The sequence below is a fragment of the Cupriavidus sp. 10L43_2 genome, assembly GCF_056395265.1.
On record NZ_JBFTJE010000030.1, the window covers coordinates 1 to 22,505 of the forward strand.

Here is a 22,505-nt window from a genome sequence, read left to right on the forward strand (position 1 = left end):
TACTACTTCCGTACGACCGACGTGACCGGCTCGATCGAGCTGCCGGCGGACAAGGAAATGGTCATGCCGGGCGACAACGTGTCGATCACGGTCAAGCTGATCGCCCCGATCGCCATGGAAGAAGGTCTGCGCTTCGCTATCCGTGAAGGCGGCCGTACCGTCGGCGCCGGCGTCGTGGCAAAGATCCTCGACTAAGCAGTAATACTGGCGAACACGGCACCAACCGGCCGTGGTCGTCTGCCAGAGGGGTTGGCGGAATCGTCGACCCCGAAGTTGTTTTTAGGGGTATAGCTCAACTGGCAGAGCGTCGGTCTCCAAAACCGAAGGTTGGGGGTTCGATTCCCTCTGCCCCTGCCAAATCAATCAGCCGCGTCGCGAGAATGAATCGTGACGCGGCTTAGTCTCGTTTGCGAAACATGGCCAATCCCAATGTCGAAACCGTAGGCGCCTCGAGCGGCAAATGGCTGCTCGTCGTCGCGGGGCTCCTGGTGGTTGCGGGAGTGATCGGCTTCTACGTACTCGCGCAGCAGCCGTCGTACGTGCGTGGCGCGGCGCTGTTCGCCGGTCTCGCACTGGGCGTCGTCGTGGCGCTCGTGTCCGCCCCCGGCAAGGATTTCGTGGGGTTCGCCAAGGAATCGTATCGGGAAGTCAAAAAGGTCGTCTGGCCGACGCGCAAGGAAGCCGGTCAGATGACCGGGCTCGTGTTTGCCTTTGTAGTGATCATGGCGTTGTTCCTGTGGTCGGCCGACAAGCTCATCGAGTGGGTGATTTTCTCCCTCGTGCTGGGCTGGAAATAAGAGGTAACACATGACGGATAACGCTCAGCAGGAAACCACGGCAGCCGAATCGCCTTCGTCGAAGAAGCGCTGGTATGTGGTGCACGCCTACTCCGGCATGGAAAAGAGCGTGCAGCGCGCGCTGCAGGAGCGCATCGAGCGCGCCGAGATGCAGGACAAGTTCGGCCGCATTCTGGTGCCCTCCGAAGAAGTCGTGGAAATCAAGGGTGGTCACAAGTCCGTGACCGAACGCCGTTTCTTCCCGGGCTACGTGCTCGTGGAAATGGAAATGACCGACGAGACGTGGCATCTGGTGAAGAACACCAGCAAGGTCACCGGCTTCGTCGGGGGCGCGCGTAACCGCCCGAGCCCGATTTCGCAGCGCGAAGTCGACAAGATCATGACCCAGATGCAGGAAGGGGTCGAGAAGCCGCGTCCCAAGACGCTGTTCGAAGTGGGCGAAATGGTGCGCGTCAAGGACGGCCCGTTCACCGACTTCAACGGCAACGTCGAGGAAGTGAACTACGAGAAGTCGCGCCTGCGCGTCTCGGTCACGATCTTCGGTCGCGCAACGCCGGTCGAGCTCGAGTTCGGTCAGGTCGAGAAGGTTTAAGGATTTGACCGCCGCGGCGCGCGAGTGCCGGGGCGGACAGAGAGGGCAGGCTGAGAGGTCCGCCCAAAGAGGAGCGTGAGGCTGTGCCGACAGGCATGGCGATAGCGCGTTACGACTCAACAGGATCCGTTTTCCCGAGGAATCCGGATCTGGATTGGAGTAGAAATGGCCAAGAAGATCATTGGCTTTATCAAGCTGCAAATTCCGGCTGGTAAGGCAAATCCCTCCCCGCCCGTTGGTCCCGCACTGGGTCAGCGTGGTCTGAACATCATGGAGTTCTGCAAGGCGTTCAACGCCCAGACCCAGGGCATGGAACCTGGTCTGCCGGTGCCGGTGGTGATTACCGCCTTCGCCGACAAGAGCTTCACCTTCGTGATGAAGTCGCCGCCCGCGACCGTGCTGATCAAGAAGGCAGCTGGCATCACCAAGGGTTCGCCGAAGCCCCATACCGACAAGGTTGGCAAGATCACCCGCGCCCAGGCTGAAGACATCGCCAAGGCCAAGAACGCTGACCTGACCGCTGCCGATCTGGACGCCGCCGTGCGTACCATCGCCGGTTCGGCTCGTTCGATGGGCATCACCGTGGAGGGTCTGTAAATGGCTAAGGTTTCCAAGCGCGTCGCCGCCAACAAGGCGAAGATCGAGCGTACCAAGTTCTACCCGATCGACGAGGCCCTGGGCCTGGTGAAGAGCTGCGCTTCGGCGAAGTTCGACGAGTCGATCGACGTGGCCGTGCAACTGGGCATCGACGCCAAGAAGTCGGACCAAGTGGTGCGTGGTTCCGTGGTGCTGCCCGCCGGTACCGGCAAGTCGGTGCGCGTGGCCGTGTTCGCCCAGGGCGAAAAGGCCGAGGCCGCCAAGGCTGCTGGCGCTGACATCGTCGGCATGGAAGACCTGGCCGAGCAAGTGAAGGCCGGTAACCTGAATTTCGACGTCGTGATCGCTTCGCCGGACACGATGCGTATCGTCGGTACGCTGGGCCAGATCCTCGGCCCGCGTGGCCTGATGCCGAACCCGAAGGTTGGCACCGTGACGCCGGACGTGGCCCAGGCTGTGAAGAACGCCAAGGCTGGTCAGGTGCAATTCCGTGTCGACAAGGCCGGTATCATCCACGCCACCATCGGTCGCCGTTCGTTCGAAGACACCGCGCTGAAGAGCAACCTGTCCGCACTGCTGGACGCGCTGGTCAAGGCCAAGCCGGCCACCAGCAAGGGTGTGTACCTGCGCAAGATCGCCGTGTCGTCCACGATGGGCGTTGGCGTTCGCGTCGAACAGACTTCGCTGTCGGCCTAAGCCCGACGGCACTCACCTGACCGGTTCCCGATAACGCCGGCCAGGGCAGGAATGAAGGATCCCGGCATCGCCGGGGTCGGTTTCGGCGCCGAAGGGCGACGAAGCAAGGCTTTGGGCAGTGGTGCCCGCCAACCGCGCAGCGGCAACGCAGCGCGACGGCAGGTACCGCTGGTTATCAAAGACCGCTGGTGTTCATGCCGCAGCAATCAGGCAGCGTGGACTTAATCGGTCGGCACATGCGGGCATCGCCCGATGGCAGCCGTCCCGCCAGCGCAGATGGCGCACCCGAAGGGATTGATGAATCCGGGCATGTCCCGGGTGATTCGGGCCAATCGGACGCCGTTCGTTTGGACTGATGCGATTGCAGAGGAGATTTCCCGAGCACCGCATCGTTTTGGAGCTTAACCGTGCCACTCAATATTGAAGATAAGAAGGCCGTCGTTGCTGAGGTTTCGGCGCAAGTCGCCAAGGCCCAGACCATCGTCGTGGCCGAATATCGCGGCATTGCGGTTGGCGATCTGACCAAGCTGCGTGCCAACGCTCGTCAGCAAGGCGTGTACCTGCGCGTTCTGAAGAACACGCTGGCTCGCCGCGCCGTCGAAGGTACGCCGTTTGCAGGCCTCGCAGAGCAAATGACCGGTCCGCTGATCTACGGGATTTCCGAAGATGCAGTGGCCTCGGCCAAGGTTCTGAACGACTTTGCCAAGACCAACGACAAGCTGGTCCTGCGCGCTGGGTCGTATGACGGCAAGGTGCTCGATGCTGTGGCCGTCAAGGCACTGGCTTCGATCCCGGGCCGYGAAGAACTGATTGCTCAGCTGCTTGGCGTCATGCAGGCACCGGTTTCGGGCTTCGCCCGTCTGCTGGCCGCCCTGGCTGCCAAGAAGAGCGAAGGCGCTCCCGCGGAAGAAGCGGAAGCCCCTGCTGCTTAAGCTGTCGCAGGCCTCGCAAAGACAGATCGCATTACCGATACCGAATCACATCTAGTAGGAGTATTCCAAATGGCAATCACTAAAGACGACATCCTCGAAGCCGTAGGCTCGATGTCCGTGATGGAACTGAACGACCTGGTCAAGGCGTTCGAAGAGAAGTTCGGCGTGTCCGCCGCTGCTATGGCCGTGGCTGCTGCCCCGGGCGCTGGCGGTGCTGCTGCTGCTGAAGAGCAGACCGAATTCAACGTGATCCTGGCCGAAGTTGGCGCCAACAAGGTCGGCGTGATTAAGGCTGTTCGCGAAATCACCGGCCTGGGCCTGAAGGAAGCCAAGGATCTGGTTGACGGCGCTCCGAAGGCTGTCAAGGAAGGCGTGGACAAGGCTGCTGCTGCCGACGCCAAGAAGAAGCTGGAAGACGCAGGCGCAAAGGTCGACGTCAAGTAAGTGGTACCGCGCGTGCCCTCGTGGCACGCGGATGGGGCTGGCAAAGGGAAATCCCGGCGCCAGCCTTTTTGCGCTTCTGTGGGTGTGTTTGATTGGGCACCCGGCGGATCGAAGTACCGGCCAGGGCGCAAATAAAGTGATGGATAGACTGCTTGGCGAGCGAAATCATTCGCTGCCTTAGCAGAAGCCAAACATCAGTGGCACACTAAGTGGTTGCTGATGTTTGTCTTCTGAACCGACTGCAGAAGACAAGTTTGGTCGGGTGTCCCCCGGGCGAGTACAGGCATTGCGCCGTGCAATGACCACACCGCCCGCAGCGTGCGGACACCGTCAGCCAGAGGTTGGTAGCGGCCAACCGCCAAATCCCCTCCCAGTCGCTGAACACCTCAGGTGCCGGCCAGGTCCAGCCTGCCCTGCGATGATTCGGAGATCCCATGGCGTACAGCTTCACCGAAAAGAAGCGCATTCGCAAATCCTTTGCGAAGCGCGCGACGGTTCATCAGGTTCCATTCCTGCTTGCCACCCAGATTGAATCCTACACCCAGTTCTTGCAAGCGGAAACGCCGACCGCGCGTCGCAAAACAGAGGGTCTGCAGGCCGCTTTCAGCGCGATTTTCCCAATCTCCTCCCATAACGGGCTTGCCCGTATGGAGTTTGTCTCGTATCACCTGTCCAACCCGCCGTTCGACGTCAAGGAGTGCCAGCAGCGTGGCCTGACGTTCCACTCGGCGCTGCGTGCCAAGGTTCGCCTGATCATCAACGATCGCGAGAACCCGGGCAAGGTCAAGGAAGTGAAGGAGCAGGAAGTCTACATGGGCGAAATTCCGCTCATGACGTCGACCGGTTCTTTCGTGATTAACGGCACCGAGCGTGTCATCGTTAGCCAGCTGCACCGTTCGCCGGGCGTGTTCTTCGAGCACGACAAGGGCAAGACGCACAGCTCGGGCAAGCTGCTGTTCTCGGCACGGATTATTCCGTACCGTGGCTCGTGGCTGGACTTCGAATTCGATCCGAAGGACATCCTGTACTTCCGTGTGGACCGCCGCCGCAAGATGCCGGTGACGATCCTGCTGAAGTCGATCGGCCTGACGCCGGAGCAAATCCTGGCGCACTTCTTCGTGTTCGACAACTTCACGCTGCAGTCGGAAGGCGCGCAGCTGGAATTCGTGCCCGAGCGCCTGCGTGGCGAAGTGGCGCGTTTCGACATCGCGGACAAGAACGGTCGCGTGGTCGTGGAGAAGGACAAGCGGATCAACGCCAAGCACATCCGTGACCTGGACTCCGCCGGTACCAAGCTGATCAGCGTGCCGGAAGACTATCTGCTCGGCCGCGTGCTGGCCAAGAACATCATCGACCCGGACACGGGCGAGGTGATCGCCAACGCCAACGACGAGCTGACAGAGACGCTGCTGGAAAACCTGCGCGAAGCCGGTGTCAAGCAGATTCAGACGCTGTACACGAACGACCTGGACCAGGGCCCGTACATGTCGCAGACGCTGCGCGTGGACGAGACCGCCGACCAGACCGCCGCGCGTATCGCGATCTACCGCATGATGCGCCCGGGCGAGCCGCCCACCGAGGAAGCCGTGGAAGCGCTGTTCCAGCGCCTGTTCTACAGCGAAGAGTCGTACGATCTGTCGCGCGTTGGCCGCATGAAGGTCAACAGCCGTCTGTCGCGCCCGAGCGGCGAGGGCAGCATGGTGCTGCAGGACGAAGACATCCTCGAGACGATCAAGATCCTGGTGAACCTGCGTAACGGCAAGGGCGAGGTCGATGACATCGATCACCTGGGTAATCGTCGCGTGCGTTGCGTGGGCGAACTGGCGGAAAACCAATTCCGCGCCGGTCTGTCGCGCGTGGAGCGTGCCGTCAAGGAACGTCTGGGCCAGGCCGAGACCGAGAACCTGATGCCGCACGACCTGATCAACTCGAAGCCGATTTCGTCGGCGATTCGCGAGTTCTTCGGTTCGTCGCAGCTGTCGCAGTTCATGGACCAGACCAACCCGCTCTCGGAAATCACCCACAAGCGCCGTGTTTCCGCACTGGGCCCGGGTGGTCTGACGCGCGAGCGCGCCGGCTTTGAAGTCCGTGACGTGCACCCGACCCACTATGGCCGCGTGTGCCCGATCGAAACGCCGGAAGGCCCGAACATCGGCCTGATCAACTCGCTGGCACTGTACGCCCGCCTGAACGAATACGGCTTCCTGGAAACGCCGTACCGCAAGGTGGTGGACAGCAAGCTGACCGACCAGGTGGACTACCTGTCGGCCATCGAGGAAGGCAAGTACGTGGTGGCCCAGGCCAACGCGACCGTGGATGCCGATGGCACCCTGATCGATGAACTGGTCTCGTCCCGCGAAGGCTCCGAACGCGAAACCCGCATGGTGACTCCGGACCGCGTGCAGTACATCGACGTGGCGCCGTCGCAGATCGTGTCGGCCGCTGCCTCGCTGGTGCCGTTCCTGGAACACGATGACGCGAACCGTGCACTGATGGGCGCCAACATGCAGCGTCAGGCCGTGCCTTGCCTGCGTCCGGACAAGCCGCTCGTGGGTACCGGCATCGAACGTACCGTGGCCGTTGACTCGGGTACCGCCGTGCAGGCCATGCGTGGCGGCGTGGTGGACTACGTCGATGCCATGCGTATCGTGATCCGTGTGAACGACGACGAAGCCGTTGCTGGCGAAGTCGGCGTGGACATCTACAACCTGATCAAGTACACGCGTTCCAACCAGAACACCAACATCAACCAGCGTCCGATGGTGAAGGTTGGCGATATCGTCGCGCGTAACGACGTGATCGCCGACGGCGCCTCGACCGACCTGGGCGAACTGGCACTGGGCCAGAACATGCTGGTGGCGTTCATGCCGTGGAACGGCTACAACTTCGAAGATTCGATCCTGATCTCCGAACGCGTGGTGGCCGAAGACCGCTACACCTCGATCCACATCGAGGAACTGTCGGTCGTCGCCCGTGACACGAAGCTGGGACCGGAAGAAATCACGCGCGACATCTCGAACCTCGCCGAAGCGCAACTCGCGCGTCTGGACGAGTCCGGCATCACCTACATCGGTGCCGAAGTCGAGGCTGGCGACGTGCTGGTGGGCAAGGTCACGCCGAAGGGCGAGACCCAGCTGACCCCGGAAGAGAAGCTGCTGCGCGCCATCTTCGGCGAGAAGGCATCGGACGTGAAGGACACCTCGCTGCGCGTGCCGTCGGGCATGAGCGGCATCGTGATCGACGTCCAGGTCTTCACCCGCGAAGGCGTGACGCGCGACAAGCGTGCCCAGTCGATCATCGACGACGAACTGAAGCGCTACCGCCTGGACCTGAACGACCAGCTGCGTATCGTGGAAGGCGATGCATTCCAGCGTCTGGAACGCCTGCTGCTCGACAAGCCCGTCAACGGCGGTCCGAAGAAGCTGGCGAAGGGTGCCAAGCTGACCCGCGAGTACCTGGCCGATCTGGACAAGTACCACTGGTTCGACATCCGTCCGGCCGACGAAGAAGTGGCGGCCCAGCTCGAGGCAGTGAAGGAAGCCATCGAGCAGAAGCGTCACGAATTCGACCTGGCCTTCGAAGAGAAGCGCAAGAAGCTCACGCAGGGCGACGAACTGCCGCCGGGCGTGATCAAGATGGTCAAGGTGTACCTGGCCGTGAAGCGTCGCCTGCAGCCTGGCGACAAGATGGCAGGTCGTCACGGTAACAAGGGTGTGGTGTCGAAGATCGTGCCGATCGAAGACATGCCGTACATGGCGGACGGTACCCCGGCCGACATCGTGCTGAACCCGCTGGGCGTGCCGTCGCGGATGAACGTGGGCCAGATTCTGGAAACCCACCTGGGCTGGGCCGCGCGCGGTCTGGGCCAGCGCATCGGTGACATGCTCAAGGCGCAGACCAAGGCACAGGAGCTGCGCAAGCTGCTGGCCCAGGTCTACAACGAGAGCGGCAAGCCGGAAGACCTGGACAGCCTGACCGACGCCGAAGTGCTGGAACTGGCTTCGAACCTGAAGAAGGGCGTGCCGTTCGCAACGCCGGTGTTCGACGGTGCGCATGAGGATGAAATCCGCCGCATGCTGGACCTGGCCTACCCGGACGAGATCGCCAAGGAGAAGGGCCTGACCCCGTCGAAGCAGCAGGTCACGCTGTACGACGGCCGCACCGGCGAAGCGTTCGAGCGTCCGGTCACGCTGGGTGTGATGCACATGCTGAAGCTGCACCACTTGGTCGATGACAAGATGCACGCGCGCTCGACGGGTCCGTACTCGCTCGTGACGCAGCAGCCGCTGGGCGGTAAGCCCCAGTTCGGTGGCCAGCGTTTCGGTGAGATGGAAGTGTGGGCACTGGAAGCCTACGGCGCGTCGTACGTGCTGCAGGAAATGCTGACGGTCAAGTCCGATGACGTGAACGGCCGTACCAAGGTGTACGAAAACATCGTCAAGGGCGAGCACTCGATCGACGCCGGCATGCCGGAATCGTTCAACGTGCTGGTGAAGGAAATCCGCTCGTTGGGTATCGACATCGATCTCGATCGTTACTGATCGGCGCGATGACGGCGTCCCGCTGCGGCGGGCGCCGGCCCGGTAGACCCGGCAGAGAAGATTTCCCACAGGATGAATGCCGTGGCCCCGAACAGACTTCGGTGCCGCGGCGAAACAAGGAGTTGCAATGAAAGCATTGCTCGATCTCTTTAAGCAGGTTCAGCAGGAAGAGCAGTTCGACGCGATCAAGATCGGCCTCGCCTCGCCCGAGAAGATCCGTTCGTGGTCGTACGGTGAAGTGAAGAAGCCGGAAACGATCAACTACCGGACGTTCAAGCCGGAACGCGATGGCCTGTTCTGCGCCAAGATCTTTGGCCCGATCAAGGACTACGAGTGCCTGTGCGGCAAGTACAAGCGCCTGAAGCACCGTGGCGTGATCTGCGAGAAGTGCGGCGTCGAAGTCACGCTGGCCAAGGTGCGTCGCGAGCGCATGGGCCACATCGAACTGGCTGCGCCGACTGCGCACATCTGGTTCCTGAAGTCGCTGCCGTCGCGTCTGGGCATGGTCCTGGACATGACGCTGCGCGACATCGAACGCGTGCTGTATTTCGAGGCATTCGTGGTGCTGGAACCGGGCATGACCCCGCTCAAGAAGAGCCAGATCATGTCCGAGGACGACTACATCGCGAAGTGCGATGAGTACGGCGAGGGCGAGTTCGTCGCCATGATGGGCGCCGAAGGCATCCGTGAACTGCTGCGCGGCATCGACATCGAGAAGCAGATCGAACAGATCCGCGCCGAGCTGCAGGCCACCGGTTCCGAAGCCAAGATCAAGAAGTTCGCCAAGCGCCTGAAGGTGCTCGAGGCGTTCCAGCGTTCGGGCATCAAGCCCGAGTGGATGATCCTGGAAGTGCTGCCGGTGCTGCCGCCGGAACTGCGTCCGCTGGTACCGCTGGATGGCGGCCGTTTCGCCACCTCGGACCTGAACGACCTGTATCGTCGCGTCATCAACCGGAACAACCGCCTGAAGCGCCTGCTGGAACTGAAGGCGCCCGAGATCATCGTGCGCAACGAAAAGCGCATGCTGCAGGAAGCGGTGGATTCGCTGCTGGACAACGGCCGTCGCGGCAAGGCGATGACCGGCGCCAACAAGCGTCCGCTGAAGTCCCTGGCCGAGATGATCAAGGGTAAGGGCGGTCGTTTCCGTCAGAACCTGCTGGGCAAGCGCGTCGACTACTCGGGCCGTTCGGTCATCGTGGTGGGCCCGACGCTGAAGCTGCACCAGTGCGGCCTGCCCAAGCTGATGGCGCTCGAGCTGTTCAAGCCGTTCATCTTCCACAAGCTGGAAACGATGGGCATCGCCACCACGATCAAGGCGGCGAAGAAGGAAGTGGAAAGCCAGACGCCGGTGGTGTGGGACATCCTCGAAGAGGTGATCCGCGAGCACCCGGTGATGCTGAACCGTGCGCCGACGCTGCACCGCCTGGGGATCCAGGCGTTCGAGCCGGTGCTGATCGAAGGCAAGGCCATCCAGCTGCACCCGCTGGTCTGCGCGGCATTCAACGCCGACTTCGACGGTGACCAGATGGCTGTTCACGTGCCGCTGTCGCTGGAAGCACAGATGGAAGCCCGCACGCTGATGCTGGCCTCCAACAACGTGCTGTTCCCGGCCAACGGCGATCCGTCGATCGTCCCGTCGCAAGACGTGGTGCTGGGTCTGTACTACACGACCCGCGACAAGATCAACGGCAAGGGTGAAGGCATGACGTTCGCTGACATCAGCGAAGTTATCCGCGCCTACGAGAACAAGGAAGTCGAACTCGCTTCGCGCGTGAACGTGCGGATCACCGAGTACGTGCTCGTCGACAAGGACGCCGTGGGCGATGCCCGCTTCGCGCCCAAGATCACGCTGCAGGCCACCACGGTCGGCCGCGCGATCCTGTCCGAGATCCTGCCGAAGGGCCTGCCGTTCTCAGTGCTGAACAAGCCGCTGAAGAAGAAGGAAATCTCGCGCCTGATCAACACCGCATTCCGCAAGTGCGGTCTGCGCGAGACCGTGATCTTCGCCGACAAGCTGCTGCAGTCGGGCTTCCGCCTGGCGACGCGCGCCGGTATCTCGATTGCCATCGACGACATGCTGGTGCCGCCGCAGAAGGAGAAGATCATCTCCGACGCCGCTGCCAAGGTGAAGGAATACGACAAGCAGTACATGTCGGGTCTGGTGACGGACCAGGAGCGTTACAACAACGTCGTGGACATCTGGGGCGCCGCCGGCGACCAGGTGGGCAAGGCGATGATGGAGCAGCTCCAGCACGAAGACGTGGTCGACCGCGAAGGCAATACGGTCAAGCAGGAATCGTTCAACTCCATCTACATGATGGCCGACTCGGGCGCGCGGGGTTCCGCAGCGCAGATCCGCCAGCTGGCCGGTATGCGTGGCCTGATGGCCAAGCCGGATGGCTCGATCATTGAAACGCCGATTACGGCGAACTTCCGTGAAGGCCTGAACGTTCTGCAGTACTTCATCTCGACCCACGGCGCGCGTAAGGGCCTGGCCGATACGGCACTGAAGACCGCGAACTCGGGTTACCTGACCCGTCGTCTGGTCGACGTGACGCAGGATCTGGTCGTGGTCGAAGACGATTGCGGCACCACCAACGGCGTGGCCATGAAGGCCCTGGTCGAAGGCGGTGAAGTGATCGAAGCGCTGCGCGACCGTATCCTCGGCCGTGTGACCGTGTCTGACGTGGTGAACCCGGAAACGCAGGAAACGGCGATCGAGACCGGCACGCTGCTGGACGAAGACCTCGTCGACCTGATCGACAACCTCGGCGTGGACGAAGTCAAGGTCCGCACCCCGCTGGCGTGCGACACGCGTTACGGCCTGTGCGGCAAGTGCTACGGCCGCGACCTGGGCCGCGGCGTGCTGGTGAACTCCGGCGAAGCGGTGGGCGTGATTGCCGCGCAGTCGATCGGTGAGCCGGGTACGCAGCTGACCATGCGGACGTTCCACATCGGTGGTGCGGCATCGCGTGCGGCAGTGGCCTCGAGCGTGGAAGCCAAGGCGACCGGTACGGTCCGCTTCACGGCGACCATGCGCTACGTGACGAACGCCAAGGGCGAACTGATCGTGATCTCGCGTTCGGGCGAGACGCTGATCACGGACGACCACGGCCGCGAGCGCGAGCGCCACAAGATCCCGTACGGCGCCACGCTGCTGGTGCAGGACGGCCAGGCCATCAAGGCTGGTACGCAGCTGGCCACGTGGGATGCGCTGACGCGCCCGATCGTGTCGGAATACACCGGCATGACGAAGTTCGAGAACGTCGAAGAGGGCGTGACCGTCGCCAAGCAGATGGACGAAGTCACCGGCCTGTCGACCCTCGTGGTGATCGATGCCAAGCGCCGTACGGCTGCCACCAAGGGCCTGCGCCCGCAGGTGAAGCTGCTCGACGCGAACGGCCAGGAAGTCAAGATTCCGGGCACGGACCACTCCGTGACCATCGGCTTCCAGGTTGGCGCGCTGATTACCGTGAAGGACGGCCAGCAGGTGCATGTGGGTGAAGTGCTCGCACGTATCCCGACCGAATCGCAGAAGACTCGCGACATTACCGGTGGTCTGCCGCGTGTGGCTGAACTGTTCGAAGCGCGTTCGCCGAAGGACGCCGCCGTGCTGGCGGAAGTCACCGGTACGACATCGTTCGGTAAGGACACCAAGGGCAAGCAGCGCCTGGTTATCACGGACCTGGACGGCAACGCCCATGAGTTCCTGATCGCCAAGGAAAAGCAGGTGCTGGTGCACGATGGCCAGGTGGTGAACAAGGGCGAAATGATCGTGGAAGGTCCGGCGGACCCGCACGACATCCTGCGCCTGAAGGGCATCGAGGAACTGGCGCACTACATCGTGGACGAAGTGCAGGACGTGTACCGTCTGCAGGGCGTGAAGATCAACGACAAGCACATCGAAGTGATTGTTCGTCAGATGCTGCGCCGCGTGCAGATCCAGGACGTGGGCGACACCCGGTTCATCCCGGGCGAGCAGGTGGAGCGTTCGGAACTGCTGGACGAAAACGACCGCATGATTGCGGACGGCAAGCGTCCGGCCACGCACGAGAACCTGCTGCTGGGTATCACGAAGGCGTCGCTGTCCACGGACAGCTTCATCTCGGCGGCATCGTTCCAGGAAACGACGCGCGTGCTGACCGAGGCCGCGATCATGGGCAAGACCGACGACCTGCGTGGTCTGAAGGAAAACGTGATCGTGGGTCGTCTGATCCCCGCCGGTACCGGCCTGGCCTACCACCGTGCCCGCAAGGCACGCGAGGCGGCCGAGCGCGAACGCGCCCAGGCGATCTCGGACGAAGAGCAATCGCTCTTCATCGAGCCGCCCGTGGTGCAGGCGACCGAAGGCGACGGCGACGCGGTCTGATCGCGATCGTTGCTGCACTGGAAGTGAAAAACCCGGCTTTCGAGCCGGGTTTTTTTTCGTCTGCGCGATCCGCAGCCATTGACTGCTCACGACAGGGCCAGCACGGCGGCCTCCATGCCTTGGGGCAGATGCAGGGGTAGTACGGACAACGCGGGAGCGACGCGCCGGCACAGATTCGTCAATGCCTCCCCGGGTCCTGATTCCACGATGTGCGTGACGCCGTCGGCCTCGAGGTGCCGAACCATTGCCGTCCAGCGCACCGGGGCAGTCAGTTGCGCCACCAGCGCCGGCTTGATCGACGCCTCCGTGGCGACTTCAAGGCTATTGCCGTGCAGCACGCGCAACGAAGGGGCCGTGACGCGGATGTCGTCGAGGCACCGGGCGAGCGCCTCCGCCGCTGGCTGCATCAGCGAGCTATGGAACGGGCCACTGACTGGCAGCACGAACACCATCTTTGCGCCGGCCTCCCGGGCGGCCATCTTGAGACGCTCGATGGCCGGCATATGGCCGGCCACCACCACTTGCCCGGGCGCATTGAAATTCACCGGCTCAAGTACGCCGCCACCTCCGGCGAAGGCGGAACAGAGTCGTTCCACTGTCAGGTCATCGAGACCGATGACCGCTGCCATGCCCCCAACCCCGGGCGCCACCGCCGCCATCATCGCCAGCGCCCGTTGGCGCGCGATGTGCAGGGCATCCGGCAGCGCCAGGGCACCGGCGGCAACCAGCGCTGAAATTTCCCCAACACTGTGTCCGATCGCCCATGGCACGGCTACTGGAGACTGGGCCTGCCAGGTGCGATAGATCGCGATCGACGCCGCCACCACCAATGGCTGCGTGTTGACCGTGCGGGCGAGTTCCGCTGGATCGGCATGCTGGCTAAGGTGCCAGAGGTCCAGATCAAGCACATCCGAGGCTTCGTCGATCGTCTCGACGAACACACGCTCACCCCGCCACGCGGAAAGCATGCCGACGGATTGCGACCCCTGACCAGGAAACACGCAGGCGGGAACGATGCGAATCATTGCCGACGCCCCTTTAGCGCRCCGTCTCGACAGCATCGGTCGCTGCGAGCCAGCACCAGGCGGCCGCGCAGTGAAGGAGCCCGATAGCCAGAGATGCGAACGAGGATTGGATGTCGAACGTGGACAGGGGTTGCCGGAGCACCCATCCCACTACGATGAGGCCGCCCCGCAGCGTATAGATTGCTGCAATGCCGATCACCGCAATGCGCATCTGGGGGAGCGTCGGCAGCAACCCGGCCGCCGCCGCATAGTAGGCAGCAAAGACGAAGAACACCCCCGTGATGCCCGCTGTCAGCAATCCCGGCACCCAGGAGCCGCGCTCCGCCATGCCTGCGAGGGCCTCGCCGGCGCCGAAGGCACGGTACGCCTGCGGCCCTTTGGCGATGATGTAGATATGCAGGAAGGCGACAAGCGCGCTGCAAGCTGCGGCGGAAGTGGCGAGAATTGGCGTGATCATCATGACCTCGGATAGGGTTGGGATCAAAAGCGTAGGGCTAAAAGTTGTGGGTCAGATTGACCTGCAACATGCTGTCGCGACACAGCGCCTCAAAAACGCTGTCGCCGTTGCAACTCGCCTTACGGGCTACCAGACGCAGCCGCGCGGATTTGCCGAACCGACGGCTGAACTCGAGTTTGTGCATCAGGATGCGGGTCGCACGGTCGTGCAGCACGCCGTATTGCAGTTCCGCATCACCGGACTCGTTGAGGCGAATACGCACGCCGGCGAAGGGGCCGTGTGTGAACGGCGTGAACGGCGCGCTGGCGTCGCGGTGGTCGCGCAGGTATTCGAACAGCAGTGAAAGGTCGCCGTCGGGCCTGGCGAATGTGTATTCCGCACCGACGATGTAGGCACCGAACGGCGCACCCTGCCCCCAACGAAAGATCGCCTCGCCCTTCCACAGCATGCTGCCAGCGGGCAACACACCGGTCACCCCCAACTGTCGGATGCGCTGGTAAGCCGTCGTCAAGTCGGGGGCGATGGTGGGCTCGCGTGACAAGCCATCGAAGTAGTAGGCACCGACGTCGGCATCCGCGATGGTCCCCGACCAGCGTACGGCGATATCGTTGGTCCGCTGCCAGGGCGCCAGGCCGTGGGAGGGGGCCTCCGGTGCCAGCGGCCCCATGCGTTGCCGGCTTCGAAGGCCCAGTTGGGGGCGGGGCCGGAACCACGGCATCCAGTACACGGCGAGACGTCCGTACGCCTCGCTGAAGCGGGTGTAAGACAGCATCGGCTGGCCGAGCTTGGCCTCCAGATCGATGTCCGCGCGGGTATCGATCTGGTTGATGATGTTGACCGGATGGCGTGACTCCATCACGCTCCAGTCCAATGTCTCCATCCCGGCTTGCCAGAGGTTGTCGCCGCGCTCGGCACGGACGGTGGCTTCGCGAAAATCGAAGTAACGCATGTCCGGATCGGAAACGTCCAGGCGGACGTAAGGGGTCAGCCGGCCGGTGACGCCCGGGTACATGGGGTGTGTGACAATCCAGCCGAGATTGAGGACCAAGGCCGCGGCATGTTGGTGCTGTGCCTGAAATGCGGGGGGGCGATTGAACAGCCAGACTTCCGGACCGATACTCCCGCTTGTCTCGACGACTGGCATCGCGTGGCCAGTGCCCGCATGCCAGACGAGACACAGGGTAGCGAGCCAACGGACGCATCCCCGTTTAGCGAACATACTCCAGCCGCTGCGGCTCGAAATCCCGCTTGTCGACGCCGCCATCCCGGAACTTGTAGCCGGACATACTGATGCGGGTCGACTTGCCGGTCTGATGGTTCACCATGTTCATCCACCCTGGCTTTAGCAACTGCTGTCCGTAGGCGGCAAAGTCGCCGCTCTCCAGCGTCTTCTGCAAGGCCCCGCGACGGTCGTACAGTTCCGCTTTCAATGTCACGTACCGCTCGCGGTCGATCCACAGCACCTGCTTCGTATAGCCGGAGCCCTCGTAGCGGGGCGTGCGCTCGACCTTGAAGCACGGTGTCCCGCCGGTGTCTTCGTCGCCCAGATAGCGGTGGCTGAACTTGCGCGGCAACTGCGAGGTCAGGTCTTCGAACGAGAACTCGCTGCCCATGAACGAGCCCGACTTGCTGTCCGAGGCGATGCGCCGCGTGCGCTTCAGGGCCGGCAGGTATAGCCACTGATCGTCGGGCTTATCGGCATGCGCAAAACTCAGGAAAGCCGTGTGCCGGATGTCGGCCGGAGACTCGAACAGCATCAGGTGCTTGTCACCGTCGCCGTCCGTCTCGAGCACGGCGCCACGCATCTTGCGCACGCTTTGCTGGCCATGCCGGTCACGCAGGATCATTTCCATATCCATGCGATAGCTGCTGAACCCGCGTTCGCGCGCGTACATCTCCGCGACGATGGCTTCGCCGCGGGTGGCGTCTTCCGCCGCCGCAGCCACGGGCGATACCGCGATCAGACAGAACACAAGCGCCACAAGGCGCATCCGGAGCTTCATCATGTCAAATGCCTTTCAACGGTTGGGAGTGGGGGGCGGAAGCCGGCTTCGGGGTGTCCCGGTCGATGGCAAATAGCAATGGCGGCAGCAGCACAAGGTCCACGATGGCGGCAATCGCGATCGTCAGCACGGACATGATTCCCATGTCGGCGTTCAGGTCGAAGTGCGAGAAGATCAGTACGCCGAAGCCGGCCACCAGGACCGAAGTGGTGAACAGCACCGCCATGCCGGAAATGCTGTACGCGTTCTCCACCGCCGCCCGGGGTGACAGACCCAGCACCGTGCGGGCGCGGTGGTACTTGAAGACGCTGTGAATCGTGTCGTCGACGATGATCCCGTAGGTCAGCACCCCCACCACCGCCACCGACAGGCCGACTTGCCCGACAAACGCTCCCCAAAGCCCGAAAGCCATCAAGGACGGCAGGACGTTCGGAAGCAGGCTGGCGAAGCCCAGTCGGACACTGCGCAACACCAGCCCGATGACGACGGAAACGAGCAGGATCTGCAGCACATACCCCTGCAGCGTACCGGCGACATTCATCTCGCCGATATGCGAGAACATGATGGACGGCCCAGCGCCAGACGCCTGCATGCCGGCCGGCAGGTTTGCGCGCATCCACGCCTGCACGCGCTGGTCGAAGGCCACCAATGCCGTGGACGTGATGTCGCGCAGGACCACGGTCAGCTTGCTGGCCGAGCGGTCGATCCGAATCTGATCGTTCAGATCCAGCCCGGGTGGCAGGGACAGCTCGTACACGAGTAATACCTGGGCCGCCGCCATGTCATCATCAGGCACGCGATATGCGGTCGACGCATCGCCATGCAGCGTGCGGTGAACGCGCTTGACCACGTCGGCGAGCGAGCTGACCTGGAAGACTTCGGGCTGCGCGCGTAGCCAGTCGGCAAGCCTGTCCAGATCCCGCAGGTACGCGGCCGAACCCACCGTACCCCCGACACCTGACGGCACCGCGTAGTACACGGTATGGACGCCGGATAGATGCGACTGGATGAAGTCCGTATCGCGGCGGAACTCGACGGCCGGACTGAAATAGTCGACGAAATTGTCCTCGAGTTGATTGCGCGTGACGAACCAGGCGGCAGCGAGGTTGAGCAGCGCCACCCCGATGAACACCGGCTTTCGCCACGCCACCAGGGCGCCCGCCATACGGCCGATGGCATGCCCCTGCCGCAGCATCCGCTGCTGCCCGGAGATCGGCAGCACGGCCAGGCACGCCGGGAGGAACGACGCTGACAACAGCAGCACCACGATGGCACCAATGCCCAGCATCACGCCGAAGTTGGCGACCGGTGGAACGTCCGACAGGCACATGCTGAAGAAGCCGAGCGCGTCCGTGCCACAGGCCACCAGCATGATGGGGGCGTTTGCTGCCACGGCATCCCGTACGGCCTCATGCCGTGACGCGCCGGCCCCCATCCGCCGGATCGTGTAGACAATTACGTGCAAGCAATTCGCGACGGCGATGGTGGTGAGGATGGTCGGCGTGGAGACGGAGATGGCCGTGAGCTTGACGCCAAGCCAGCCGACCATGCCGAGCGCGGCGAAGATCGCCAACGTCATCGTCAGCAACGCAGCCGCCACGCCGCACGCACTGCGCAACGCCACGAACATGACGACGAGAATCAGCGCGTACATCAGTGGCGTCAGCGTGGCCAGGTCGGCCTTCGCTTCCTCGTCGAAGGCGTTGTCGAGCAATATGCCGCCCGTGGCCATAACGCGGATATCGGGGTCCAGCGCGCGCGCCTGATCCATCAGGGCGCGCAGTGCATGCACGGCCTCCGGCAAGGCTGTCTCCGTTGGCGCGGGGAGTGTGAAGCTGATACTGATTCCCGCCACAGACCCATCGGGCGAGACCAACCGCTTTACCAATAGCGGCTCGCTGAGTGCGATGGCGCGGATGGCCGCGATCRCTTCGGGTGTCTGGCCCGTCCCCGGCTGGTATAGGGGGCGCACCCGGAGGTCATCGTCGTGGGCTTCGGCATGCTGATGGTTCGTGAGACTGTCCACGCGTCGCACATGGGGCAGCTGCCATGCCAGTTCGGTGAAGCGCGCCATTGCGTCCAGCGCGCGAGGCGTAAACACCGTCCCGTCTCGGGGGACAAAGGCCACCAGCGCCTGGTTGTCGTCTGCATAGGCGTCTTGGAGTGCCTGATTGGCGAGCAGTTGCGGATCGTCCGAACGGAAGAAATCGCGATAGTCACTGCTGAAGGCGATGCGCTCGAGTCCCGCACTGGCCGCCACGCAAAGTAGCACCGTCGCGACGATCACCATCCATCGCCGCCTGACCAGCCATGCTGCATAGCGTATGGCCAAGGCGTGATGGGACGCGTCCGGGTCGCGCAGGCGGGGTTCAGTCGACGAAGAAGCCATCGCGTTTCATCTCGGTGAGTGATTGGCGGAACGCCTCGCAGACCTGTTCCAGATCGGCGGGCATGTGGGCGTCGCTCAGGGCGAGAAAGTGCAGCTCCGGCATATAGACGCCATGCGTGCGCATGTAATAGGCCAGTGCGATGCTGGCCTTGTAGTCGCTGCCGCCCTGGATCTCGCGATAGAAGCGCGTTTCCCGATGCGAAAAGCTCACCGTGAAGATCGAGCGCATGGACTTGATGCGGGCCGGCACTTGCAGCGCGCGGGCGATGCTTGTCAGCTGCTCGAGCAGCCATTCACTCTTCGCATGCAGCGTCCGATAGACCTCGGGATGGTCGCGGAGATATGTCAGCATCGCGGCGCCAGACGCGGCGCTCAATGAGTTGCCGCTCATGGTGCCGCCCAGGAAGACCCGCGTCTCGTAGTCGCGGAAGGGGTCGGCAGTACTGCGGGCGATCTCCATCAGCTTCCGGCTCCCCACCACGGCGCCGCACGGCATGCCGCCGCCAATGATCTTGCCCAGTACCGTCAGGTCCGGCGTGACGTTCGCCAGGGTTTGGGCGCCGCCGTAGCAGACGCGGAAGCCGCTCACGACCTCATCGAACACCAGCGGGATGTCGAGCTCGGAGCAGGCCGCACGCAATTGCTGGAGGAATTCGGTGTCGAGCCTCCCCACGGAAAACGGCAGGGGTTCGAGAATGACGCAGTCGATTTCCTCGGCACGCTCGCGCAGCACGCGCAGACTTTCTGGATGGCCGTACTGGAGGACAACGGTGTTGTTCACCGTTCCGTCCGGGGTGCCGGGACAGCCTGCCACCGGCTCGGGCCGCTCTACCGGCCCGCGTTGCTGAAACCACGAGCTGACCATGGCCTGGTCGGAGAAGCCGTGGTACTGGCCCTCGCATTTCGCCACCTTTCCGCGTTGCCGGTAGGCGCGGCAAATGCGCAGCGCCTGGATGACGGCCTCCGTTCCCGAATTCGAGAGGCAGGCGTAACCGCTACCCGGGAACGCATCCACCAGCAGCCGGGTAAGTTCAACCTCCGACGGGTTGCCGACAGCGTTCAGGCAACCGTCCGCCATGGCCGCCTGCTGTGCGGCGACAATTGCCGGATGCGCGTAGCCGAGGATGTGCGGCCCGTAGCCACCGGTGAGATCGATATAGCGATTGCCGTCGACGTCTTCGATCTGGCATCCCTGGGCCCGGCGCGCGAACATCGGATAGGTGCAGGGGAAGAAGTAACGGTTCATGTGGATGGACGCGATCATGAACCGCTGCGCGTCGTCACGCATCGCCAGTGTCTTTGGCGTTGCCCGGTGGAAATGGCCGTCGAAGCGCTGGCGCACATCGTCATTCATGTAGGGCGAGTATTTGTCCGAGAACCGTCGGGAATTGGCCCAGACGTCGATGTCCGGATCGATCTGCTTGCCGAAGCCCTCGCAGGTGGTTAACGTCAATTCGACCTTGGTGAAGTTCGGGGTGTAGTTGGCACCGTGGCGGCGCAGTGCCTGGCTGATGTCCCAGAAGAACTCGTCGGTCTTCCACTGATCCGCGATCTCGTAGAAGTGCCGCAGGATCACCGCCTTGACGTCCTCGAAGAACTGGCGATGGTCACGCACAGCCTCCTTGTCTACGACGAAGTGACTCAGGAAGCGGGTGGTGGCGAGGTCCCATTCATGCCGGATCGACGCGAAGAAGAACGACGCCAATCCCCATTTCTCTGCCTCCGTCACGTAGACCGTGATGCCGAAGTCGAGAAAGATGATCTTGCCGTCCGCCGTGAAACGCACGTTGCCGGGATGGGGGTCGCCATGGGCGACGCCATGCATGTAGAGCATGGTGTAGATGGCATCCTGGAAGCGGCGCGCCAGTTGCGCCCGGGGGATGCCCACTCGTTCGAAGTCCCGGCCCGGAATGCCCTCCATATATTCCATGGTCAGCACGCTCCGGCGGGTCAGTGCGGTGTGCACCCGTGGGATGATGACAAAGGGGTGATTGGCGAAATTCCGCGCGAGCGCCGTCATGTTGCGCGCCTCCACCTCCATGTCGACCTGTGGCAGCAGTAACTCGCGCAACTCGGCCACGCGTACCGGCATGTTGAAATGGCGCAACGAGGGCACCATGGCATGTGCCAGTGCCGCGAGCCGGGCAATCGATCGCAGGCTCTTGCGCAGGCGGCGCGAGACGCCAGGCTTGACCAGCTTCACCGCCGCGCGCTCGCCACCCTCGAGCCGCACTTCATGGACTTGCGCAATGGACGCGCTGGCAAGCGGAACATAGTTGAAGGATTCGAAGACGGATTCATACCCGCTGCCGAACGCCTCGGCGAGGAGCTTTCGCACGGCCGGCTCGTCAGCTGCCGGGACATCGTCCTGCAGCCGTTGCAGCGCGGCGATGGTGTCAGGCCCGAACAGGTCGGAGCGGGTCGAGAGGATCTGCCCGATCTTGATGTACAGCGGGCCCGAGGCGATGCAGAAGCGGGCGATGCATTCGCCAAGCAGGCTGGCCCGGTCGGCGGGAGGGCGGCGTGCGGCGCGAAGCCGGTACGAGGCGGCGAACCAGGCCATCGAAGGCAGCAGGGTCATGGCGTAGAGCATGGTCGGGCTCCGATCTAGTAGATGAACGTCGAGGATGCGAATGACATGCCGGCGCTGCCGATCCAGAATCCGATCCGGTCGCCGCGTGCCAGCGACCCATCGCCCGCGTGCAGGGCAATGGCGGCGGGAATGGAGCACGCGCCCACGTTGCCGTAGTCCGGAAAGATGTGGCGGATGCAGTGCCCGAACCCGGCCTCGTCCGCCCAGCCCTGGAATGCGGGGACAGAGCCGCCGGTATGCGGAAAAAGCAGGCGGATGCTGTCGCGATAGGGCGCAAGCAGTTTCAGCGAGTCCGTCATGTGCTGGCTATAGCCGAAGACCAGCGAACTGAAGGATGTGAAGGCGCCAAGGCCATTGAGGCCGATGCGCTCGCTGGGCCGGGCGCGCCCGAGGTGGCCCGGCAGCGGAATGGTGCAGAGATCGACGCCCCGCTTCGTCGACAGGTAGTGAAAGACCCAGGGTTGTTCTGTATCGGCGCGCAGCAGCGTGGCGGTTGCCCCGTCCCCCCCGCAGTAAGCGGAGAAACAGTGCGCGATGTCGCGCAGGGAACCCAGCGTGAAGTTGCTCGGATACGAGACGCCGCCCGGTACGTAGTACGACTCGGCATTGACGATTAGTGCGGTGCGGTAACGGCCGGACAGGAAATGGCTCTGCGCCACGTCGCACGCGCGCGTCCACGCCATGCAGGCGTCGACGATGTCGAAGCAGTCCACGCTGTCCATGCCCAGCGCGTCCGCAACGAAGTACGCATCGCCGGGCTCGATGAAGCCCCGGGTGTTGCCCGCGTAGATCAGCAGATCCACGTCATCCGGGCCGCAGCCGGCCTGCGCCATCGCCTGTTCGGCGGCACGGACCATGTGGTCCAGCGGCCGCTCGCCCTCGTCGAACCAGTAGCGCGTCTTCACCTGCGTCTCATTGAGCTTCCAGCGGATGTAGGTAAGCGCGTGCTCGACGTTGCCGTCGAATCCGGGTGTGCTGTGACGGCGGATCTCATCCAGCACGGCCTCGTTGTCCATCCTGCGGGATGCCGGAAGAAAGGAAATGCCATCGATGCGCATGGTTGGGGCCTC

Annotated in this window: 16 protein-coding genes and 1 tRNA gene; 10 read left to right on the forward strand and 7 right to left on the reverse strand. The window is 63.2% G+C overall.

Annotation, left to right across the window (positions count from 1 at the left end; genetic code table 11):
* The 10 genes from AC1DEL_RS26925 to rpoC form a co-directional block, all read left to right on the forward strand.
* A partial coding sequence (locus tag AC1DEL_RS26925; protein WP_477159227.1) for an EF-Tu C-terminal domain-related protein occupies positions 1-195 on the forward strand: 195 nt, incomplete at its 5' end.
* An 86-nt stretch (positions 196-281) separates the two neighbouring features.
* Positions 282-357: transfer RNA gene (locus tag AC1DEL_RS26930), tRNA-Trp, on the forward strand.
* Positions 358-416: 59 nt separating this feature from the next.
* Positions 417-797 (forward strand): preprotein translocase subunit SecE, encoded by a 381-nt coding sequence (secE, locus tag AC1DEL_RS26935; RefSeq protein ID WP_092301702.1) that lies wholly within the window; start codon positions 417-419, stop codon positions 795-797.
* A 10-nt stretch (positions 798-807) separates the two neighbouring features.
* On the forward strand, positions 808-1,389 hold the full coding sequence (gene nusG / locus AC1DEL_RS26940) for a transcription termination/antitermination protein NusG (RefSeq protein ID WP_017511590.1): 582 nt from the start codon (positions 808-810) through the stop codon (positions 1,387-1,389).
* 165 nt (positions 1,390-1,554) lie between these two features.
* The gene (rplK, locus tag AC1DEL_RS26945; protein WP_144200261.1) at positions 1,555-1,986 is read left to right on the forward strand and encodes a 50S ribosomal protein L11; all 432 of its coding nucleotides are present in this window, start codon (positions 1,555-1,557) and stop codon (positions 1,984-1,986) included.
* On the forward strand, positions 1,987-2,682 hold the full coding sequence (rplA, locus tag AC1DEL_RS26950; RefSeq protein WP_092301708.1) for a 50S ribosomal protein L1: 696 nt from the start codon (positions 1,987-1,989) through the stop codon (positions 2,680-2,682).
* A gap of 407 nt (positions 2,683-3,089) precedes the next feature.
* Positions 3,090-3,614: a 50S ribosomal protein L10 gene (rplJ, locus tag AC1DEL_RS26955; protein ID WP_092301711.1), complete on the forward strand. Its 525-nt coding sequence runs from the start codon at positions 3,090-3,092 to the stop codon at positions 3,612-3,614.
* 69 nt (positions 3,615-3,683) lie between these two features.
* The gene (rplL, locus tag AC1DEL_RS26960; RefSeq protein WP_092301713.1) at positions 3,684-4,058 is read left to right on the forward strand and encodes a 50S ribosomal protein L7/L12; all 375 of its coding nucleotides are present in this window, start codon (positions 3,684-3,686) and stop codon (positions 4,056-4,058) included.
* A gap of 434 nt (positions 4,059-4,492) precedes the next feature.
* Complete coding sequence (gene rpoB / locus AC1DEL_RS26965; RefSeq protein WP_477159228.1) at positions 4,493-8,599, forward strand: DNA-directed RNA polymerase subunit beta; 4,107 nt, start codon at positions 4,493-4,495, stop codon at positions 8,597-8,599.
* A gap of 127 nt (positions 8,600-8,726) precedes the next feature.
* Positions 8,727-12,968, forward strand: coding sequence for a DNA-directed RNA polymerase subunit beta' (rpoC, locus tag AC1DEL_RS26970; protein ID WP_441593716.1), 4,242 nt, complete (start codon positions 8,727-8,729; stop codon positions 12,966-12,968).
* A gap of 86 nt (positions 12,969-13,054) precedes the next feature.
* Here rpoC and fabD read toward each other — a convergent pair whose 3' ends face one another.
* From fabD to AC1DEL_RS27005, 7 genes are all read right to left on the reverse strand, one after another.
* Complete coding sequence (gene fabD, locus AC1DEL_RS26975) at positions 13,055-13,993, reverse strand: ACP S-malonyltransferase (RefSeq protein WP_477126447.1); 939 nt, start codon at positions 13,991-13,993, stop codon at positions 13,055-13,057.
* A 13-nt stretch (positions 13,994-14,006) separates the two neighbouring features.
* The gene (locus AC1DEL_RS26980) at positions 14,007-14,453 is read right to left on the reverse strand and encodes a hypothetical protein (RefSeq protein ID WP_477159229.1); all 447 of its coding nucleotides are present in this window, start codon (positions 14,451-14,453) and stop codon (positions 14,007-14,009) included.
* Positions 14,454-14,487: 34 nt separating this feature from the next.
* Positions 14,488-15,594, reverse strand: a complete 1,107-nt coding sequence (locus AC1DEL_RS26985; RefSeq protein WP_477126448.1) for a hypothetical protein — start codon at positions 15,592-15,594, stop codon at positions 14,488-14,490.
* Between the two features lie 64 nt (positions 15,595-15,658).
* Positions 15,659-16,456, reverse strand: coding sequence for an outer membrane lipoprotein-sorting protein (locus tag AC1DEL_RS26990; RefSeq protein ID WP_092301725.1), 798 nt, complete (start codon positions 16,454-16,456; stop codon positions 15,659-15,661).
* 1 nt (position 16,457) lies between these two features.
* Positions 16,458-18,743, reverse strand: a complete 2,286-nt coding sequence (locus AC1DEL_RS26995; protein ID WP_477159230.1) for an efflux RND transporter permease subunit — start codon at positions 18,741-18,743, stop codon at positions 16,458-16,460.
* 79 nt (positions 18,744-18,822) lie between these two features.
* Positions 18,823-21,435, reverse strand: coding sequence for an aminotransferase class III-fold pyridoxal phosphate-dependent enzyme (locus AC1DEL_RS27000; RefSeq protein ID WP_477126449.1), 2,613 nt, complete (start codon positions 21,433-21,435; stop codon positions 18,823-18,825).
* A 14-nt stretch (positions 21,436-21,449) separates the two neighbouring features.
* Positions 21,450-22,493 carry a beta-ketoacyl-[acyl-carrier-protein] synthase family protein gene (locus AC1DEL_RS27005; protein ID WP_092301734.1) on the reverse strand — a complete coding sequence of 348 codons (1,044 nt, stop codon included), beginning with the start codon at positions 22,491-22,493 and terminating at the stop codon, positions 21,450-21,452.
* Positions 22,494-22,505: the final 12 nt, after the last annotated feature.

Bases quoted from the DNA above. Each gene is read 5' to 3' on its own strand.
- secE (WP_092301702.1), top strand. From the start codon at position 417: ATGGCCAATCCCAATGTCGAAACCGTAGGCGCCTCGAGCGGCAAATGG.
- nusG (WP_017511590.1), top strand. From the start codon at position 808: ATGACGGATAACGCTCAGCAGGAAACCACGGCAGCCGAATCGCCTTCG.
- rplK (WP_144200261.1), top strand. From the start codon at position 1,555: ATGGCCAAGAAGATCATTGGCTTTATCAAGCTGCAAATTCCGGCTGGT.
- rplA (WP_092301708.1), top strand. From the start codon at position 1,987: ATGGCTAAGGTTTCCAAGCGCGTCGCCGCCAACAAGGCGAAGATCGAG.
- rplL (WP_092301713.1), top strand. From the start codon at position 3,684: ATGGCAATCACTAAAGACGACATCCTCGAAGCCGTAGGCTCGATGTCC.
- rpoB (WP_477159228.1), top strand. From the start codon at position 4,493: ATGGCGTACAGCTTCACCGAAAAGAAGCGCATTCGCAAATCCTTTGCG.
- rpoC (WP_441593716.1), top strand. From the start codon at position 8,727: ATGAAAGCATTGCTCGATCTCTTTAAGCAGGTTCAGCAGGAAGAGCAG.
- fabD (WP_477126447.1), bottom strand. From the start codon at position 13,993: ATGATTCGCATCGTTCCCGCCTGCGTGTTTCCTGGTCAGGGGTCGCAA.
- AC1DEL_RS26985 (WP_477126448.1), bottom strand. From the start codon at position 15,594: ATGCCAGTCGTCGAGACAAGCGGGAGTATCGGTCCGGAAGTCTGGCTG.
- AC1DEL_RS26990 (WP_092301725.1), bottom strand. From the start codon at position 16,456: ATGATGAAGCTCCGGATGCGCCTTGTGGCGCTTGTGTTCTGTCTGATC.
- AC1DEL_RS27000 (WP_477126449.1), bottom strand. From the start codon at position 21,435: ATGCTCTACGCCATGACCCTGCTGCCTTCGATGGCCTGGTTCGCCGCC.
- AC1DEL_RS27005 (WP_092301734.1), bottom strand. From the start codon at position 22,493: ATGCGCATCGATGGCATTTCCTTTCTTCCGGCATCCCGCAGGATGGAC.